Source organism: Isoptericola variabilis (genome assembly GCF_050311655.1).
GTDB classification, from domain to species: Bacteria; Actinomycetota; Actinomycetes; order Actinomycetales; family Cellulomonadaceae; genus Isoptericola; species Isoptericola variabilis.
On the sequence record NZ_JBNOZM010000001.1, the window covers coordinates 467,350 to 485,793 of the forward strand.

Genomic DNA, 18,444 nt, shown 5'->3' on the forward strand with positions numbered 1-18,444 from the left:
ATGTCTGACACGCAGCCTGAGCCCACCGCCCCGCCCGCCCGCAAGCGCACCCCTCGGCACGCGACCGTCACGGCCGTCCGCCGGGTCACCCCGCACCTCGTGCGGGTCACGATCGCGGGCCCGGAGCTCGCGGCGATCGAGCCGACCGGGCACACGGACACGTACGTGAAGCTGGTGCTGGGCGAGCTGGCGGACGGGCGCCCGCTGCTGCGCGCGTACACGGTGCGCGCGCGGCGCGACGCCGCCGTCGCCGCGTCGGGCGAGGCCGAGTGGGACCTCGACCTCGTGGTGCACGGCGACGAGGGCGTGGGCGGGCCGTGGGCGGTGCGGGTGCAGCCGGGGGAGCCGGTGACCTTCCTGGGCCCGGGCGCCGGCTACGCGCCCGACCCGGGGGCACCCTGGCACCTGCTCGTCGGCGACGACGCCGCGCTGCCCGCGATCGCGGCGGCGCTCGAGGCGCTCCCGGCCGGCGCCGTCGCGCACGCCGTCGTCGAGGTCCCCGGCCCCGAGGACGAGCAGGCGCTGGTCAGTGCCGCCGACCTCACGCTCACCTGGGTGCACCGCGGCGTCCGCGACAGCGCCGGTATCGCCGGCACGGTGCGCGCCGCGCACGCCGCCGGAGAGCTCCCGGCGGGCGCGCCGCACGTCTTCCTGCACGGCGAGGCCGGCATGGTGCGCGACCTGCGCCGGTGGGCCCGCGCCGAGCTGGGCGTGCCGCGCGAGCTGCTGTCGGCGTCCGGCTACTGGCGTCGCGGCAGCACCGACGAGGACTGGCGCGCCCGCAAGGGCGAGTGGAAGGCCGCCGTCGAGCGGGACGACGCCGCCCTCGTGGGCTGACGCGTCTGCCGTGCGACCCTGCTGAGCGTCAGAGCCCGAGCGCGCCCTTGAGGTCGGCCTTGATCCGGTCGAGCTTCTTGTGGGCGACGACGCGCAGCCTTCCGATGTCGATCGCGGACGCGTCCGGGGCCACGGGTTCCACGACCTCCAGGTAGCACTTGACCTTCGGCTCCGTACCGCTGGGCCGTACGACGACGCGCGTGTCGTCGGCGCCGAGCAGCACGATGCCGTCGGTGGGCGGCAGGCCGTCGACGCCGTCGGACAGGTCGAGCACCTCGGCGACGCCGGCCCCCGCGAGCGTGCGCGGGGGTGACGTGCGCAGCCGCGCCATCGTGTCGGGGATGCGGGACAGGTCGTCGAACCGCACGGAGAGCTGGTCGGTGACGAACAGGCCGTTCTCGCGGGCGACGTCGTCGAGCGCGTCCACGAGCGTGCGGCCGGCGGCCTTCTCCCGGGCGGCGAGCAGCGCCACGAGCACGGCGGTGCTGAGCCCGTCCTTGTCGCGCACGTGCGCGGGGTCCACGCAGTAGCCCAGCGCCTCCTCGTACCCGAAGACCAGGCCCGGGGTCCGGGCGATCCACTTGAAGCCCGTGAGGGTGGTCGCGTGGCCCACCCCGTAGCGGACCGCGATCGAGGACAGCACCCGCGACGACACGACCGAGGACGCCACGACGGGGCCGGTGCCGGAGCCGTCCGGCGCGGGCACGTCGCCGCGGGCGATGCGCCGCACGGCCTCGCGCCCGAGCAGGGCGCCCACCTCGTCGCCGTGCAGCATCCGCCAGCCGTGCGAGCGGGCCGTCTCCGCGCCCTGGTGCGTGCCGTGGCTCGGGTCGTACACGGCCACCGCGCAGCGGTCGGCGTCCGGGTCGTTGGCGATGACGACGTCGGCGTGCGCCTCCGCGAGGGCGACCGCCATGTCGATGGCGCCCGGCTCCTCCGGGTTGGGGAAGCGGACCGTGGGGAACGCCGGGTCCGGGTCGAGCTGCTCCTCGACCGGCAGCACCCGCGTGAAGCCCGCGTCGGCCAGCACCCGCGCGAGCACCCGCCCGCCGACGCCGTGCAGGGACGTGGTGACGATCCGCAGCGCCGCGCGCTCCGTCGGCCCGGTGGACGTGCCGGCGCGCTCGGCCAGGTCGTGCACGGACGCGACGTACGCGTCGACCACCTCGCGGCCCAGGACCCGCCAGCCGGACTCCACGCGCGGGACGCCCGACGGCGGTCCCGCGGCGGCGATGGCCTCGGCGATGCGGGCGTCGTGGGGTGGCACGATCTGCGCCCCCTGTCCGGCGTCGGTGACGACGCGGCCGCCCAGGTACACCTTGTAGCCGTTGTCCTGGGCCGGGTTGTGGCTCGCGGTGACCATGACGCCCGCGTCGGCGTCCAGGTGGCGCACCGCGAACGCCAGCACCGGGGTGGGCAGGGCGGACGGGAGCAGCAGCACCTCGTGGCCGGCGGCGGTGAGCACGGCGGCGGTGTCCGTGGCGAACGTCGACGACCGGTCGCGGGCGTCGTAGCCGACCACGACGCGCGCCGGCACGCCGCGGCCCAGCACCGACGTGAGGTACGTGCCGAGGCCAGACGCCGCCGTCGTGACGACCGCGCGGTTCATCCGGTTCGGGCCGGGCGCCATCGCGCCGCGCAGCCCCGCCGTGCCGAACTGGAGCGAGCCCGCGAACCGGTCGCGCAGCAGCGCGACGGCGTGCTCGCGGGTGCTCGGTCGCTCGGACGACGTCTGCTGCGCGAGCCGGGACAGCTCGGCCTTGTCGTCCTCGTCCACGTCGTAGCGGATCCAGCGCTCCACCGCGTCGAGCAGGGACGACAGGCCGGTCGCCCTCGCGGCAGGCTCGAACGCCGGGTCGTCGGTGTCCAGGCTCATTCCTGACCTCCTCGTTGCGGTGCTCTGCTCACAGGGCGGTGACGATGCGGGCGAGGAGCTCGCTGATGCGCGGGCCGGCGGCCTGGCCGGCCTCCAGCACCTCCTCGTGCGACAGCGGCTGCGGGCTGATGCCCGCGGCGAGGTTGGTCACCAGGGAGATGCCGAGCACCTCCATGCCGGCGTGCCGTGCGGCGATGGCCTCGAGCGTGGTCGACATGCCGACGAGGTCCGCTCCCATCAGGCCGGCCATCTTCACCTCGGCGGGCGTCTCGTAGTGCGGCCCGCGGAACTGCGCGTACACGCCCTCGGGCAGCTCCGGGTCGACGGACTGGGCGATCTTGCGCAGCCGCGCGGAGTAGAGGTCGGTGAGGTCGACGAACGTCGCGCCCTCGAGCGGGGACGCCGCCGTGAGGTTCAGATGGTCGCGGATGAGCACCGGCTGGCCGGGACGCCACGCGATGTGCAGGCCGCCGCAGCCGTTGGTGAGCACGACCGACTCGCAGCCCGTGGCGGCGGCGGTGCGCACCCCGTGCGCGACGCGCCGCACCCCCTTGCCCTCGTACAGGTGCGTGCGGCCGCCGATGACGAGCGCGTGCCGCACCGCGCCGTCCGGGCGCTCCACCCGGATCGAGCGGGTCGTCGCGACGTGGCCGACGACCGACGGCTTCGCGAACCCCGGGATCTCGTGGGTCGGGATCTCGGCCACGACGTCGCCGACGAGCTCGGCGGCGCCACCCCAGCCCGAGCCGAGCACCAGCGCCACGTCGTGACCGGGCACCCCCGTGGCCTCGGCGATGTGGTCCGCCGCGGCACGCGCGACGTCGAACGGGTCGGTGGTCGGGTCGTCGAGGTCCCCGACGCTGCGGCTCGTGGTGCTCATGGTCCCGAGGGTAGTCCGGGCCGGGGCCCGCCGCCGCGCCGGCGTCGGGGCCTCCGGGGCCTGACACAATGGCCCCCGTGCCCTCCGTGAACACCCCTTCCCCGGACACCGCTCCCGACGCCCCGGCCTCGACGATCGCCCCCACCCCCGGCGTCCCCGAGGCCGACCCCCGCGCCCCGCACGTCGTCGTCGTCGGCGGCGGCCCGGGCGGCTACGAGGCCGCCCTCGTGGCCCGTCGGCTCGGCGCCCGCGTCACCGTCGTCGAGCGGCACGGCCTCGGCGGCGCGGCCGTGCTCACCGACGTCGTGCCGTCCAAGACCCTCATCGCCACCGCCGAGTGGTTCACCACGGCCGAGCAGGGGCCGGAGCTCGGCGTCCGCGGGGAGGCGCCGACGGGCGAGCGCCGTGACCTGGTCGACCTCCAGGCCGTGAACGCCCGCGTGCTCGCGCTCGCCGACGCGCAGTCGCGCGACATCCACGCCCGCCTCGAGCGCGAGGGCGTCGAGATCCTCGTCGGCGAGGGGCGGCTCGACGGCCCGTCGCGGGTCGTCGTCGACACGGGAGAGGGGACGACGACGCTCGACGCCGACACGGTGCTCGTCGCGGTCGGCGCCACGCCGCGCACGCTCCCCACCGCCGTCCCGGACGGGGAGCGCATCCTCACGTGGACGCAGCTGTACGGCCTCGACGAGCTGCCGGAGAAGCTGATCGTCGTCGGGTCGGGCGTCACCGGCGCGGAGTTCGCGGGCGCCTACCAGGCCCTCGGGTCGCAGGTCGTGCTCGTCTCCTCCCGCGACCGGGTGCTGCCGGGCGAGGACATGGACGCCGCCGAGCTGCTCGAGGGCGTCTTCCGCGCCCGTGGCATGACCGTCATGTCCCGTTCGCGCGCCGCGTCCGCCGTGCGCACCGCGGACGGGGTCGCCGTCACCCTGGTCGACGGCCGCGTGGTCGAGGGCTCGCACGTGCTCATCGCGGTCGGCGGGGTGCCCTCCACGGCGGGCATCGGCCTCGAGGAGGCGGGCGTGCGCCTGTCCGCGAGTGGGCACGTCGAGGTGGACCGCGTGTCGCGCACCTCCGTGCCCGGCGTCTACGCCGCCGGCGACTGCACGGGCGTGCTGCCGCTCGCGTCCGTCGCGGCCATGCAGGGCCGCATCGCGATGTCGCACGCCCTGGGGGACGCCGTCGCGCCGCTCAAGCCGGGCCGCGTCGCCGCCAACATCTTCACCGCGCCGGAGATCGCCACGGTCGGCCTCAGCGAGGAGAAGCTCCGCGAGCGGGGTTACCGGTACGTCACGACGACTCTGCCGCTGGCGCGCAACCCGCGCGCCAAGATGCTGGGCATGCGCGACGGCTTCGTGAAGCTGTTCGCCCACCCGGACGCCGGCGTCGTCCTCGGCGGCGTCGTCGTCGCCCCGCGGGCCAGCGAGCTGATCTTCCCCATCACCCTCGCCGTCGCGCACCGCCTCACCGTGGACGACGTCGCGGACTCGTTCACCGTCTACCCGTCGCTGTCCGGGTCGGTCGCCGAGGCCGCGCGCGTGCTGCACGGGCAGTCGGGCGAGGGCCTCAGCGCCTGACGGCGTCCAATCGGGCGCGCAGCACCGGCCACGCCGCCCCGAACGCGGGCAGCAGCGGCAGGGACTCGACGTCGCCGACGGCCACCCACCGCACCTCGAGGCTCTCCGGGTCGGCCGCGGCGGGCGTGACGTCCGCGCCCGGCACGACGTCGGCCAGCACCGTCGTGTAGGCCCACGGGCCGTGGTCGAGGACGTGCGTGCCGAGCACGTGCACCGTCCGGGGCTCCACGGCGGCCTCCTCGAAGCTCTCCCGCAGGGCGCCGTCGACGGGCGTCTCGCCCGGCGCGAGCGCGCCGCCCGGCACGCCCCACGTGCCGCCCTGGTCCGACCAGACGGCCCGGTGCTGCAGCACCACGTCGGTCACCGGGCCGGGCGCCCCCGCGGCGCCCGGCGCTCGCCGCGCGAGCAGCAGACCCGCCGCGCCGTGGAGGCCCCAGTGCCGGTGGTCGCCGCAGGCCACCCAGCCGTCCCCGGGGTGCCGGTGGAGGGTCTCTCGCGGGGAAAATCGGCTGGGCACGCGGTCAGGCTACAGGCGACGATGACACGGTGAGCGCGCACGGCACCGATGAGTTCCCCGACCCCGCACCGTCACCCACCACCATGGACCTGGACACGGACCCTGACACGGACGCGGGCACGGGCGAGATGCCCGGCTGGAAGCGGAACGTCGCGATCTTCCTCACCGGCCAGACGGTCTCGCTGCTCGGGTCGATGCTCGTGCAGTTCGCCGTGATGTGGCACCTGACGATCGTCACGCAGTCGGGCTCGGTGCTCATGCTCAGCATCGTGTTCGGCATGCTCCCGCAGGCCTTCATGTCGATCTTCGGCGGGGTGTGGGCGGACCGGCACTCCCGCAAGCTCCTGATCATCGGCGCGGACAGCGCCATCGCGACGATCACGCTGGCGCTCGCGCTGCTCATGCTGTCCGGCGTCGACGACCTGTGGCTGATCTACGTGGCGCTCGCGGTCCGCTCTACGTTCGCGGGGATCCAGACGCCCGCGGTGAACGCGATGGTGCCGCAGATCGTGCCGGCGTCGCAGCTCATCCGCATCAACGGGATCAACCAGTCCATCCAGTCCGGGATGATGCTGCTCGCCCCCGTGGTCGCCGCCGCGATCTACGCCAGCTTCGACATCGTCGCGGTGTTCTTCGTCGACGTCGTCACCGCGGTGCTCGGCATCGGGATGCTGCTGCTGGTCACCGTGCCGCGACTGGTCCGGCACGACGCCACCACGCCGGGCGGGTCGGCCCCGGAGAAGCCGAGCTACTTCGGCGACCTGGCCGCGGGCGTCCGGTACATCCGCGGCCACGGCGCCGTGAAGTGGCTCATGACGATCTTCGCCACCACGATGGTGCTCATCGGCGCGCCGTCCTACCTCACGCCGCTCATGGTCACCCGCACCTTCGGCGACGAGGTCTGGAAGCTCACCACCAACGAGGTGTTCTGGGCGGCCGGCATGCTGGCCGGCGGGCTCGCGATGGCGGTGGTCGGGACGCGCGTGACGAACCGCGTCGCGCTCATCGTCGGCAGCACGCTGGCCGCCGGCGTCTTCACCGTCGGGCTCGGGCTGGCCGGGAACATGTGGGTCTTCTTCGTCCTGGGGCTGGGGGTCGGCACGACGTTCACGCTGATGTCCGCGCCCAGCATGGCCATCCTCCAGGAGACCGTGGAGCCCGAGATGCAGGGCCGCGTCTTCGGCTTCGTCGGCATCGTGATGACCGTCGCCATGCCGCTGAGCATGGTCGTCTTCGGCCCGCTCGCCGACCGCTACTCCGTGCAGGTGCTGCTCGTCGTCGCCGGCGCGCTGCTCGTCGCCTTCGTCGCCGCCGTGCTGGCCGCGCCCTCCGCACGGCGCTCGCTCGCCGCCATCGCCCGTCCGGCGCCGACCGAGCCCGTCTTCGACGCGCCCGTCGACGCCTGACGACCGGCCCGGCGGGACCTCAGAACGGCGGTCCGGGGTCGGGGATCTCCGGGCCGCGGGGTGTCGCACGGTGGACGGTGGTGTCGACGGGGTCGGGCGCGGTGATGTGTCGGCGGCCGGTGGGGGAGGTCCATTCGAGGGTGCCGCCCCAGTCTGTGGGCTCGTGGTCGTTCCCGGTGGTGTCGATCTGTCTGACGCGCCACGTCGATTGGTGCTTGATCACGGGATGCTGCCGGCACAGTGCGGCCAGGTTGGCGGCGCTGGTGGTGCCGCCGGTGGCCCATGGCTGGGTGTGGTCGAGGTCGGCGTGGGTCGCGGGGTGGGTGCAGCCAGGGAAGCGGCAGGTGCGGTCCCGTGCGCGGACGAGGGCTGTGAGGTCGGCGGGGACGGTGTAGGTGGTGCGTCCGGCGGACAGGACGGTGCCTGTCTCCGGGTCGGTGAGGATCCGTCGGACCGAGGGCGCGAGGGCGGTGAGCTGGCGGGCGGTGTCGGGGTCGATGGGGACGTGGCCGTTCATGGTGGCGGGGGCGTCGGTGATACCCAGGAGCGTCAGGACCGGGACGGTGATGGTGACCTGGGGGCGGACGGAGCGGGCCAGGGTGGCGAGGAGGTTCTGCTCGTGCTGCAGCTCGCCCGCGCCAAGGTCACCGTCCGAGTCCGAGTCCGAGTCCGCGTCGGCGTCGGCGGGTGCCCTGCCTGGCTCGTTCGTGGGCTGGCCGGGTTCGGCGTTCGAGGGATCGCTGCGGTCGACGGTGCCGTCGTCCAGGAGAAGTGCGGCGAGCGTGTCGGCGCGGGCCTGGGCGAGGGTGCGCCCGTTTCCGGGGTGCTCGGTCGCCTTGTCGGTCCGCAGGTGTCGGGCGGTGCGGGTGAGGCGGTCGTAGGCGGCGTGGGCGAGGGATGCGGGCAGGTGGGCGACCAGCCAGGCCATGCCGTCTCGGTCTTCGTCGAGGTAGACCGCGCGCTGGGCTGTGGCCTCGGCGTGTCGGACGTCGGCGGGGACGGGATGGGCGGTCTCGCGAGCGCGCCGTGCCCGGCGGGCGACCTGTGCGGGAGTGCATGTGACCGACCCTGTGCCGGGTGGGGGCGGGTGTCGAGGATCGTGGTCAGCACGGACCGTTCGACGGCTGCGGCTGCTTCGGGGGTCAGACCGGCGACGTGCTTCGTGATCGCGGTGGCGTGCGCCCAGGACAGCCGGCCGTCGGACAGGGCCTGCAGGGTGGCGGGAGCCTTGCTGGTCATTGTCACGGCGTGGTCGGTCAGAGTTCCCGCGGTGTGTTCCCCGAGGTGGAGGGTGGTGGCGATCTCGGCGGTCACGGCGCGGTGCGCGAGCTCGAGCCTGCGGGCGGAGGGGGCGCGCCGGGCGGTGGGGTCGTCCGGATCGAGCAGGTCGGACTCGAGCGCTTCGGCCAACGCGGCTGCCTGTGCGAGGAGGACTACCCGGCGCGCGTGCAGGGTCGCGATCTCGGCGTCGTTGGCGGCGAGTGCGTCCAGCACCCGGTCCAGGTCCGCCAGCGCCGGGCGTTCCGTCGACGCCTGCGGTGGCTCGGTGTCGTGCCTGCTGGTGTCGTGCCCGCGGGTCGCGTCGAGTCGTCGTGCTTCTTCCTCGAGCAGCTCGCCGATCGACGGGGTCCATGACCGGGGCATCGCCGCGAGCCGGTCGGCCTCCGCGCGCAGATCCACCGACATCCTCGTGCCGGCGTCGGTGCCGGACACGGGGTCGGGGAGCGTCGTCGTCATATCCCGAGCCTAGCGAGATTCGAACACCTGTTCTAGACCTTCGCGAGGATCTGTGGACAACCGCAGTCGGGAGCGGGGCCGCCGCGCCTGGCTAGGGTGGCGTGGTGTCGTTCGCCGTGTACGAGCCGGAGGCCACGGGCGAACGCCTGCCGGTGACGGTCCGTCCTGCGCTGGCAGACGACGTCGAGGCGATGACAGACATCGGCCTGCGCGCGGGTCGTCCGGTCCGCCCCGACGCGTACCTCCGTGCCCTCGACGACGAGCGACGGTGCGTCCTGGTCGCCACGGCGGACCTCGCCGGCATCGAATCGCAGGTGGTCGGTTGGGCACAGACGTCCCACCGCACGGTCGTGACGGACCCGGCGCCGGCGGGGCACTACCTGGCCGGCGTGACGGTCGACCCGCGCCTGCGCCGTCGGGGCGTCGCGACCGCGCTCACCCGGGCGCGCCTCGAATGGGTGGCCGGTCGTGCGATGGAGGCATTCTTCGTCGTCAACGCCCGGAACCTCGCCTCGATCGCGCTGCACCGGCCCTGGCGGTTCGCGGAGGTCGCACGAGGCCCGCGGCTGGCGGGCGTGACGTTCGAGGGCGGCGTCGGCCTGCTCCTGCGCGCTCCGCTGGCGCCGCCCGGTGCCGGGACGGGCGGCGGCCGCGGAGCGGTGCGCTGACGACGTGACCGACGCGACCCGTGCTCGGGCCGCGCTCCGCGTGGCGCCGGGGCACGATGGCGGGATGAGGCGCTGGCAGGACCTCGCGCGGACGTACTGGGCCGTCGCGCTGACGATCGTGGTCGGTCTGGCCGGGATCGGGCTCTGGCTCGGCGGCGCGGGCGCGGCGATGTCGTGGTTGTTCGGCGTCTACGCGATCGCGATCGCCGTCTGGCAGGCCGTGGGCATGGTGCGGCAGCTGCTGCGCGGGAACGTCGGGCTCGACGTCCTCGCCATCACCGCGATCGTCGCGACCGTCGTCGTGGGCGAGTACGTCGCCGCCCTCGTCGTCGTGCTCATGCTCACCGGCGGCGATGCCCTGGAGGACTACGCCAACCACCGCGCCAAGCGGGAGCTCGACGCGCTGCTGTCGCGCGCGCCGCAGCGCGCTCACCGCGTGGAGGGCGACGACATCGTCGACGTCCCCGTCGGCGACGTGCGGGTGGGCGACGAGCTGCTCGTCCGCCCGAGCGAGCTCGTCCCCGTCGACGCGGTGCTGGTGAGCGGGTCGACGTCGATGGACGAGTCCTCCCTCACCGGGGAGAGCCTGCCCGTCGACAAGCACCCCGGCGACGAGCTGCTGAGCGGCTCGGTGAACGGGCCGGTGGCAGTGACGGTCAGGGCGGCGTCGGCCGCGGCCGACAGCCAGTACCAGCGGATCGTCGCGCTCGTGTCGGAGGCGAGCGCGAGCCGCGCCCCTGTGGTGCGCCTCGCGGACCGGTACGCGGTGCCGTTCACCGCGTTCTCGCTCGCGCTCGGCGCGGTGGCCTGGGCGGTGTCCGGCGACCCGGTGCGGTTCGCCGAGGTCCTGGTGCTCGCGACGCCCTGCCCGCTGCTGATCGCGGCTCCCGTCGCCTTCCTCGGCGGCATGAGCCGCGCGTCGCGCAACGGCATCATCGTCAAGGGCGGCGGCGTGCTCGAGCAGCTCGCGCGCGTGCGGACGGCGGTGTTCGACAAGACGGGCACGCTCACGCGCGGCACCCCCGAGGTGGACGAGGTACGGCCCGAGGCCGGGTTCGACGCGGACGGCCTGCTGCAGCTCGTCGCGTCCGCCGAGCAGTACTCCTCGCACGTCCTCGCGAGCGCGATGATCCGGGCCGCGAAGGCGCGCGGGCTGGAGCCGGACGAGGCCGCGGACGCGCGGGAGGAGGCGACCAACGGCGTCGTGGCGACGATCGCCGGCCGGCGCGTGGCGGTCGGCAAGCTCGCCTTCGTGCAGGGCCTCGCCCCCGAGGCGACGGCGGCGCCGATCGCGCCGAGCCAGCTCGCCGTCTACGTGGCCGTCGACGGGCGCTTCGCGGGGTCGGTCCTCGCTCGCGACGAGGTGCGGCCGGAGGCCGCGGCGACGCTCGCGGCGCTGCACGGGCTCGGCGTGCGCGAGGTGCGCATGCTCACGGGGGACGCGGAGCCGACGGCGCGGCACATCGCCGGCGAGCTGGGCATCGACCGGGTGCGCGCGGGGTGCCTGCCGGCCGACAAGGTGCAGGAGGTGCAGGAGATCGCCGAGCGGCCGGTGGTGATGGTCGGCGACGGCGTCAACGACGCGCCCGTGCTGGCGGCGGCGGACGTCGGCATCGCCCTCGGGGCGAAGGGCACGACGGCGGCGAGCGAGTCGGCCGACGTCGTGGTGCTCGTGGACGACCTGTCCCGGGTCGCGAAGGCCGTGCGGATCGGCCACGACACCGTGCGCATCGCCCTGCAGTCGATCTGGATCGGCATCGCCGTGAGCGTCGGCCTCATGTCGGTGGCCGCGTTCGGCGTCATCCCGGCGACGGTGGGCGCCGTGCTGCAGGAGGTCGTGGACCTCGTGGCGATCCTCGCGGCGCTGCGCGCCATCGGCGGTCGCGCCGACGCGCGCGCGGGGGCGGCCCCCGCGTGGGACGACGCCCGCGCGCCGCTGGACGTCGCCTCGGCGCGCGCGGAGCGGGGCTAGTCGACGATCTCGCAGATGACGGCGCCGGCGGTGACGCCGTCGCCCGGGGCCGCGGACAACGACCGCACGGTGCCGGCCTTGTGCGCCAGCAGCGGCTGCTCCATCTTCATCGCCTCGAGCACGACGACGAGGTCGCCCTCGGCCACCTGGGCGCCGTCCTCGACGGCCACCTTGACGATGGTGCCCTGCATGGGCGACGCGAGGGACGCTCCGCTCGCCGCGGAGGACGTGCGCCCGTTGCCGCGGCGGGTGGGACGGCGCGCGGCGTTCGCGCGGCGCGCACGACCGGCGGCCACGCCGAGCCCGGCGGGGAGCACGACCTCGAGGCGGCGGCCGCCGACCTCGACGACCACGCGCTCGGCGAGCTCCTCGGCGGGCTCCTCGGCGTCGGGCGCCGGGGCCGGAGCCGCCGGGGCGAGCTTGCCGAGCTCGTCCGCGAAGTCGGTCTCGATCCAGCGGGTGTGCACGCGGAACGGCTCGCCGGTGCCGGCGGGGACGAAGTCCTCCGCCTCCATCACCGCGCGGTGGAACGGCACCACGGTGGGGATGCCCGCGACCTCGAGCTCGCGCAGCGCGCGGCGGGCGCGCTGGGCCGCCTGCTCGCGGGTGGCGCCGGTGACGACGAGCTTGGCGATCATCGAGTCGAAGGCGCCCGAGATGGTGTCGCCCTCGACGACGCCCGTGTCGACGCGCACGCCGGGGCCGGACGGCCAGCGCAGCGTCGTGACGGTGCCGGGGGAGGGCAGGAAGCCCGCGGCCGGGTCCTCGCCGTTGATGCGGAACTCGAACGAGTGGCCGCGCACGGTGGTGGAGTCGTAGCCCAGCGGCTCGCCGGCGGCGATGCGCAGCTGCTCGCGGACCAGGTCGATGCCGGTGACCTCCTCCGTCACCGGGTGCTCCACCTGCAGGCGCGTGTTGACCTCGAGGAACGACAGCGTGCCGTCGGTGCCGACGAGGAACTCGCAGGTGCCGGCGCCCACGTAGCCGGCCTCGGCGAGGATGGCGCGCGACGCACGGTCGAGCTCGGCCTCCTGCTCCGGCGTGAGGAAGGGCGCGGGCGCCTCCTCGACGAGCTTCTGGTGGCGGCGCTGCAGCGAGCAGTCGCGGGTGGAGACCACGACGACGTTGCCGTGGGAGTCGGCCAGGCACTGGGTCTCGACGTGGCGCGGCCGGTCGAGGTAGCGCTCCACGAAGCACTCGCCGCGGCCGAACGCGGCGACAGCCTCGCGCACGGCGGACTCGTACAGCTCGTCGATCTCGTCGGCCGTGCGGGCGACCTTGAGGCCGCGGCCGCCGCCGCCGAACGCCGCCTTGATGGCGATGGGCAGCCCGTGCTCGGCCGCGAAGGCGTGCACCTCGTCCGCGCCCTGGACCGGGTCGGCGGTGCCGGGCACCAGCGGGGCGCCGGCGGCCTGCGCGATGTGCCGCGCGCTGACCTTGTCGCCGAGGGACTCGATGGCGGCGGGCGGCGGGCCGATCCAGACCAGCCCGGCGTCGATGACGGCCTGGGCGAACTGGGCGTTCTCCGACAGGAACCCGTAGCCCGGGTGCACCGCGTCCGCGCCGGAGCGGCGCGCGACGTCGAGCAGCTTCTCGACGTCGAGGTAGGTGTCGGCGGCGCGCTGGCCCTGCAGCGCGAACGCCTCGTCGGCGAGCCGCACGTGCAGCGCGTCCCGGTCGGAGTCGGCGTAGACGGCGACGGAGGCGATACCGGCGTCGGTGCAGGCACGGGCGATGCGGACGGCGATCTCGCCGCGGTTCGCGACGAGGACCTTGCTGATGGTGGGCACGGCTCACGGTAACGCGTGCGCCGCCGTCCTCCGGCACCCGCGGGACGCCCGCGCCGAAGTCTGTGCCGGGTACCAACGTCGATCCGGGCCGTTTGGAGGGATCCCACATGGACCCGGGCGGTAGGCGGTGTCCGGCGGGTCCGCCGTTGGTGGTTTCGACAGGGAGCCGGGGGGCTCAGCGCGGGTCGCGGAGCGACCGCCAGGGGATGTCCAGCTCGCCCAGCAGCTCCCGCAGCAGCGGCAGGCTCAGCCCGACGACGCCGTGGTGGTCGCCCTCGATCCGGTCCACGTACGGGCCGCCGAGCCCGTCGATCGTGAAGGCGCCCGCGACGTGCAGCGGCTCACCGGTCGCGACGTAGGCGTCGATCTCCTCGTCGTCGAGGTCGGCGAAGTGCACGGTGGTGGACGACGTCGCGCCGAGCGTGCCGCCCGTGCCGCCGTCGTCGGCGTCGCGGAGGTCCACGAGCCAGTGCCCCGTGTGCAGCACGGCCGCGCGGCCGCGCATCGCGCGCCAGCGACGGCGGGCGTCGTCGGCATCGGTGGGCTTGCCGAGGACCTCCCCGTCCAGCTCGAGCATCGAGTCGCAGCCGAGCACGAGGGCGGACCCGTCGTCGTCCGCGTCGTCGTCCGCGCCGGCCTCCAGGCGGGCGCTCACGTCCTCCGCCTTGGCCTGGGCGAGCACGAGGACGGCGTCGGCGGGCTCGAGATCGCCGCCGAACCCGGCGCGCGCGGCGTCGAGCACGGCGGGCTCGTCAACGTCGGAGACGACGACCCTGGGCGTGACGCCGGCCGCGGCGAGGGTGGCCAGTCGGGCGGGGGACTGCGAGGCGAGGACGAGGCGGACGGGCGCGGTGGAGGCAGGCACCTGCGCACCCTAACCAGTCAGCCGGTGTGCAGCAGCAGCGACGAGACCAGCAGGACGACGGGCGACGCGACGGTCGTGACGAGGATGGTGTCGCGCGCGAGCAGCTCGCCGGTACGGAACCGCGCCGCGTAGTTGTACACGTTCTGCGCGACGGGCAGCGCGGCGAGGGTCACCGCCGTCGCCACCTGGGCGGGGTCCAGCCCGAACGCGAACCGGGCGAGGACGAACGCGACCGCCGGCATGACCGCCGCCTTGAGCACGGACGCGACCACCACGGCCGTCCGCCCGCCGGGCTGCTGGAACGGCCGCGACCCGTGCAGCGACATCCCGAAGGCGAGCAGGATCATCGGCACGGCCGCCCCGCCGAGGATCTCCAGCGGCGCGAGCACGGGCGCCGGGACGCTCCACCCGGTCAGCGACACGACGGCGCCCGCCAGCGAGCCGAGGATGATCGGGTTGCGCACCGGCTGGGCCAGCACGAACCGCACCGACACCCGCCCCGAGGTCTGCGCGTCCAGCACCAGCAGCGTCACGGGCGCGAGGATCAGCAGCTGCAGCAGGATCACCGGGACGACGGCGGCGGGGTCGCCCAGCACGTAGACGGCCACCGGAAGGCCGATGTTGTTGGCGTTCACGTACCCGGCCGAGACGGCACCGATCGTCGCCTCCGTGGCGGGGCGGCGCAGCCACAGCAGGTTGACCACGACGAACACCGCCGCCACGGCCACCGCGGAGATCGCCTGCACCAGCAGCGGCGCCTGGAACAGCTCGCCGACGTCGGCGCCCGCGATGACCGTGAACAGCAGCGCGGGGCTCGCGACGAAGAAGCCGATGCGGTTGAGCGCGGTCCGGGCGTCGGGCCCGCCGAGGCGCAGGCGCGCCGCGACGTACCCGACGGCGATGACCACGCCGATGATCGCGAAGCCGGTGAGGATGCCTTCCATGCGGGACCCGGTGCGCGGCGCGCCGCGTCAGCGGGCGTCGCGCAGGGCGCCGGTCAGCACGTCCAGGCCCACCGAGCCGAGGCTGAGCGCCCGGGCGTGGAACGCCCGCAGGTCGAACTCCTCGCCGCGCGCCTGCGCCGCCGTCCGGGCGTCGTCGCGCGCCTGCTCCCACAGCCGCTGGCCCACCTTGTACGACGGCGCCTGCCCGGGCCAGCCCAGGTAGCGGTTGAGCTCGAACCGCACGAACGACTCCGGCATGTTGACGTTGGACTTGAGGAACGGCCACGCCTTCTCGGCGTCCCACACGCCCCCGCCCCACCGCTCCGGGGCGGGCTTGCCGAGGTGCACGCCGATGTCGAGCACCACGCGGGCGGCGCGCATGCGCTGCGCGTCGAGCATGCCGAACCGGTCGCCCGGGTCGTCGAGATGGCCGAGGTCGGCCATGAGCCGCTCGGCGTACAGGGCCCACCCCTCGCCGTGCCCGGAGACCCAGCACATGAGGCGGCGCCACGAGTTCAGCGTGTCGCGCGCGACGACGGCGGCCGCGCACTGCAGGTGGTGGCCCGGCACGCCCTCGTGGTAGACGGTCGTCTTCTCGCGCCAGGTGTTGAACTCCGTGACGTCGGCGGGCACCGACCACCACATGCGCCCCGGCCGGGAGAAGTCGTCGCTCGGGGGCGTGTAGTAGATGCCGCCGGTCTGGGTCGGGGCGATGCGGCACTCGATGGTGCGCACCGGGCCCTCGATGTCGAAGTGCGTGCCGGCGAGGTCCTCGATCGCGGCGTCCGCGGTCTCCTGCATCCAGCGGCGCAGCGCATCCGTGCCGTGCAGGGTGCGGGCCGGGTCCTCGTCCAGCGCGGCGACGGCGTCCTCGACGCTCGCGCCCGGCCCCGCGATCTGCCGGGCCACGGCCTCCTGCTCGGCCACGATGCGGGCCAGCTCGTCCAGGCCCCACTCGTACGTCTCGTCGAGGTCCACCTCGGCGCCCAGGAACTCGCGGGAGAAGCGCGCGTACCGGTCGCGGCCGACGGCGTCGCGCTCCGGCGCCTGCGGCGCCAGGTCGCGCTCGAGGAACTCCGCGAGGCGGGCGTAGGCGTCGCGGGCGGCGGTCGCGCCGCGCTCGAGCTCGGCGCGCACGAGGCTGCACGCGCCCGACTCGTCCAGGACGGCGGCGGCGTCGTCGCCCCGCACGAGGCCGTCGAAGAACGACGTGTGCCCGTCGAGGCCGGCGAGCTCGCGCGACTGGGACACGCCCTCGCGCACCTGCCGGATCGCCGCGACCTGCCCGCGGCGGGCCGCCTCGGTGAGCGACGCGACGTAGCCGTCGATCGCGTCGGGCACCGCGTCGAGGCGGGCCGCGACGTTCTCCCAGGCCTCGACCGAGCCGGTGGGCATGAGGTCGAAGACGTCGCGCAGCTGCTGCACCGGCGACTCGATGTTGTTGAGGCTCGCCAGCGGCTCGCCCGCGTCGTGCAGCTCCAGCGCCAGGCCCACCCGCTCGCGCATCGCGGCCAGGGTGACCCGGTCGACGTCGTCGAGCGGGCCGCCGTCGCGCTCCGCCGCGTCCAGCTCGCGCAGGACGGCGCGGTCCGACTCGGCGCGCGCCTCGTGCCCGGCGGGGGACAGGTCGGTCATGCGATGGTCCTGACCCGGCAGCCCGATCGCGGTGGCGAGCAGCGGGTCGAGCTCGGCGGACCGGGCGACGTAGGCGTCTGCGACGGCGTCGACCGCCGAGGGGGTTCGAGGGGCGGCCGGGACGGTGTGCTGAGTCACACGCGAAGCCTAGCCCCGCCCGGACGCGTGCCCGGCTCCGGTCCGCTCAGGCCGGCGGGGGCTGGCGGCGGTCGTCGTACCGCTCGACGGTGTGGCTGGTGTGCGCCCGCTGCCGGTTCTGCACGAGTCCCAGGATCAGCGCGAGCAGCCCGGCGCCGATGCAGATGTAGCCCACGATGTTCAGGTTGACGACCTCCCAGGTGTCCGGCGCGATGGCGAACGCGAGGACGGCGCCGACGACGATGAGGAAGATGCCCGTTCCGATACCCATGAGCCTGCCTCCGTTCCGTGGTGTCCGGGCGTCGGACGCCCGCCCCTCGATCCTCGCGGGGGACGTCGATGCTCGCGCGAGCATCGAGGACCCCCGAGACGAGCACGCTCCGGCGCGCGGGCTCGGCTAGCCTCGGGCCTCGTGCACGAGGACGTGAAGAACACCCCCGGCCCCCGGCCCCTGCGCGTCGTGGTCGCGCCCGACTCGTTCAAGGGCAGCGCGACCGCCACCGAGGTGTCCGCGGCGCTCGCCGCCGGGGCCCGCGCCGCCCTGGGCGACGGCGCCGACGTGCGCGCCGTGCCGTTCGCCGACGGCGGCGAGGGCACCCTGGACGCGATCCTCGGCGCGTGGGGCCAGGAGCCGCGCACCTGCGCCACGACCGACGCGCTGGGCCGGCCGACCACGGCGCGCTTCGGCATCTCGCCCGACGGCCGCACGCTCGCGGTCGAGGCCGCCGAGGCGTACGGCCTGCCGAAGGTGTCGGACGTCCCGCTGCGCCCGCTCGACGCGACCAGCCACGGCGTCGGCACCGTGGTGCTCGCCGCGCTCGACGCCGCCCCGGACGCCGAGGAGGTCGTGCTGTTCGTCGGCGGGTCGGCCTCGACCGACGGCGGGGCGGGGCTCCTGGCCGGCCTCGGCGCCCGGTTCCTCGACGCGGACGGCGCGGCGGTGGCGCCCGGCGGCGGCGGGCTGCGGTCGCTGTCCCGGATCGACCTGGACGGCCTCGACCCGCGCGCCCGCGCGCTGCGGTGGCGCATCGCGTGCGACGTCGACAACCCGCTGCTCGGGCCGCGCGGCGCGGCCGCCGTCTTCGGGCCGCAGAAGGGCGCGTCGCCGGAGGACGTCGAGGTGCTCGACGACGGGCTCGCGCACCTCGCCGACGCCCTGGCCGCCGCGACCAGCCACGACGCGCGCGACCTGCCCGGCGCCGGGGCGTCCGGCGGGCTGCCGGTGGGGCTGTCCGCCGCGCTCGGCGCGGAGCTGGTCCCCGGCGGCGAGCTCGTCGCCGAGGCGGTGGGGCTCGCGGGCGCCCTCGAGGGCGCCGACCTCGTGCTCACCGGGGAGGGCCGGCTGGACGAGCAGTCCCTGCACGGGAAGGTCGTGGACACCGTGGTGCGGCTGGTCGCCGGGCGCGCGGCGGTCGTGGTCGTCGCGGGCGGCGTGGAGCTCACGCCCGCGCAGGTCGCGGACGCCGGGATCGCGGCGGCGTTCTCCCTCGCCCCGGGGCCGCGCACGCTCGCCGAGCTCTCCCGCGACGCCGTCGTCGAGCTGGAGCGCACCGCGGCGCACGCGTGCCGGCTGTTCGCCGCGGGGCGCGCGTCGCGGTGACG

16 protein-coding genes are annotated in these 18,444 nt (G+C 75.2%); 7 read left to right on the forward strand and 9 right to left on the reverse strand.

All coding sequences use genetic code 11. The annotated features are described in order from the left end of the window. Positions 1-837 (forward strand): siderophore-interacting protein, encoded by an 837-nt coding sequence (locus ACQP60_RS02205; RefSeq protein ID WP_429728196.1) that lies wholly within the window; start codon positions 1-3, stop codon positions 835-837. 28 nt (positions 838-865) lie between these two features. On the opposite strand, the gene ACQP60_RS02210 is transcribed toward ACQP60_RS02205, so the two are convergent. Further along, a complete protein-coding gene (locus ACQP60_RS02210; protein ID WP_429728197.1) occupies positions 866-2,713 on the reverse strand; it encodes a phospho-sugar mutase in 1,848 nt (615 codons plus the stop codon). Positions 2,714-2,741: 28 nt separating this feature from the next. Next, positions 2,742-3,593 carry a purine-nucleoside phosphorylase gene (locus tag ACQP60_RS02215; RefSeq protein ID WP_429728198.1) on the reverse strand — a complete coding sequence of 284 codons (852 nt, stop codon included), beginning with the start codon at positions 3,591-3,593 and terminating at the stop codon, positions 2,742-2,744. A gap of 134 nt (positions 3,594-3,727) precedes the next feature. On the opposite strand from ACQP60_RS02215, the gene ACQP60_RS02220 reads away from it, so the two are divergent. Continuing rightward, entirely contained in the window at positions 3,728-5,170 is a 1,443-nt protein-coding gene (locus ACQP60_RS02220; RefSeq protein ID WP_429728780.1) for an NAD(P)H-quinone dehydrogenase, read from the forward strand. Here the strand turns inward: ACQP60_RS02220 and ACQP60_RS02225 are convergent. Then, on the reverse strand, positions 5,160-5,687 hold the full coding sequence (locus ACQP60_RS02225; protein WP_429728199.1) for an NUDIX domain-containing protein: 528 nt from the start codon (positions 5,685-5,687) through the stop codon (positions 5,160-5,162). The two genes, ACQP60_RS02220 and ACQP60_RS02225, sit on opposite strands and share 11 nt — an antisense overlap. 29 nt (positions 5,688-5,716) lie before the next feature. Here ACQP60_RS02225 and ACQP60_RS02230 point away from each other — a divergent pair, with 29 nt between their 5' ends. Then, complete coding sequence (locus tag ACQP60_RS02230; protein WP_429728200.1) at positions 5,717-7,093, forward strand: MFS transporter; 1,377 nt, start codon at positions 5,717-5,719, stop codon at positions 7,091-7,093. Positions 7,094-7,112: 19 nt separating this feature from the next. Here ACQP60_RS02230 and ACQP60_RS02235 read toward each other — a convergent pair whose 3' ends face one another. After that, the gene (locus ACQP60_RS02235) at positions 7,113-8,279 is read right to left on the reverse strand and encodes an HNH endonuclease signature motif containing protein (protein WP_429728782.1); all 1,167 of its coding nucleotides are present in this window, start codon (positions 8,277-8,279) and stop codon (positions 7,113-7,115) included. A gap of 86 nt (positions 8,280-8,365) precedes the next feature. Between ACQP60_RS02235 and ACQP60_RS02240 the strand changes: the two genes are divergently transcribed. From ACQP60_RS02240 to ACQP60_RS02250, 3 genes are all read left to right on the forward strand, one after another. Continuing rightward, positions 8,366-8,728 (forward strand): hypothetical protein, encoded by a 363-nt coding sequence (locus ACQP60_RS02240; RefSeq protein WP_429728813.1) that lies wholly within the window; start codon positions 8,366-8,368, stop codon positions 8,726-8,728. Positions 8,729-8,934: 206 nt separating this feature from the next. Beyond that, positions 8,935-9,498: a GNAT family N-acetyltransferase gene (locus ACQP60_RS02245; RefSeq protein ID WP_429728201.1), complete on the forward strand. Its 564-nt coding sequence runs from the start codon at positions 8,935-8,937 to the stop codon at positions 9,496-9,498. A gap of 64 nt (positions 9,499-9,562) precedes the next feature. Further along, entirely contained in the window at positions 9,563-11,470 is a 1,908-nt protein-coding gene (locus ACQP60_RS02250) for a heavy metal translocating P-type ATPase (protein WP_429728202.1), read from the forward strand. Here the strand turns inward: ACQP60_RS02250 and ACQP60_RS02255 are convergent. The 5 genes from ACQP60_RS02255 to ACQP60_RS02275 all read right to left on the reverse strand — a co-directional run bounded on the left by ACQP60_RS02255 (position 11,467) and on the right by ACQP60_RS02275 (position 17,113). Next, the gene (locus tag ACQP60_RS02255; protein ID WP_429728203.1) at positions 11,467-13,260 is read right to left on the reverse strand and encodes an acetyl/propionyl/methylcrotonyl-CoA carboxylase subunit alpha; all 1,794 of its coding nucleotides are present in this window, start codon (positions 13,258-13,260) and stop codon (positions 11,467-11,469) included. The genes ACQP60_RS02250 and ACQP60_RS02255 overlap by 4 nt on opposite strands. A 175-nt stretch (positions 13,261-13,435) precedes the next feature. Then, entirely contained in the window at positions 13,436-14,125 is a 690-nt protein-coding gene (locus ACQP60_RS02260) for a Maf family protein (RefSeq protein ID WP_429728204.1), read from the reverse strand. A 17-nt stretch (positions 14,126-14,142) separates the two neighbouring features. Beyond that, complete coding sequence (locus ACQP60_RS02265) at positions 14,143-15,069, reverse strand: AEC family transporter (protein ID WP_429728205.1); 927 nt, start codon at positions 15,067-15,069, stop codon at positions 14,143-14,145. 27 nt (positions 15,070-15,096) lie between these two features. Then, the gene (locus tag ACQP60_RS02270; RefSeq protein ID WP_429728206.1) at positions 15,097-16,842 is read right to left on the reverse strand and encodes a DUF885 domain-containing protein; all 1,746 of its coding nucleotides are present in this window, start codon (positions 16,840-16,842) and stop codon (positions 15,097-15,099) included. 46 nt (positions 16,843-16,888) lie between these two features. Beyond that, complete coding sequence (locus tag ACQP60_RS02275) at positions 16,889-17,113, reverse strand: DUF6458 family protein (RefSeq protein ID WP_429728207.1); 225 nt, start codon at positions 17,111-17,113, stop codon at positions 16,889-16,891. Positions 17,114-17,254: 141 nt separating this feature from the next. On the opposite strand from ACQP60_RS02275, the gene ACQP60_RS02280 reads away from it, so the two are divergent. Beyond that, the gene (locus ACQP60_RS02280) at positions 17,255-18,442 is read left to right on the forward strand and encodes a glycerate kinase (protein WP_429728208.1); all 1,188 of its coding nucleotides are present in this window, start codon (positions 17,255-17,257) and stop codon (positions 18,440-18,442) included. Positions 18,443-18,444 lie beyond the last annotated feature (2 nt).

What these genes read in the sequence shown, in the direction of transcription:
- ACQP60_RS02275 (WP_429728207.1), bottom strand. Translation starts at nt 17,113, where the DNA reads ATGGGTATCGGAACGGGCATCTTCCTCATCGTCGTCGGCGCCGTCCTC.
- ACQP60_RS02265 (WP_429728205.1), bottom strand. Translation starts at nt 15,069, where the DNA reads ATGGAAGGCATCCTCACCGGCTTCGCGATCATCGGCGTGGTCATCGCC.
- ACQP60_RS02205 (WP_429728196.1), top strand. Translation starts at nt 1, where the DNA reads ATGTCTGACACGCAGCCTGAGCCCACCGCCCCGCCCGCCCGCAAGCGC.
- ACQP60_RS02250 (WP_429728202.1), top strand. Translation starts at nt 9,563, where the DNA reads ATGAGGCGCTGGCAGGACCTCGCGCGGACGTACTGGGCCGTCGCGCTG.
- ACQP60_RS02210 (WP_429728197.1), bottom strand. Translation starts at nt 2,713, where the DNA reads ATGAGCCTGGACACCGACGACCCGGCGTTCGAGCCTGCCGCGAGGGCG.
- ACQP60_RS02215 (WP_429728198.1), bottom strand. Translation starts at nt 3,593, where the DNA reads ATGAGCACCACGAGCCGCAGCGTCGGGGACCTCGACGACCCGACCACC.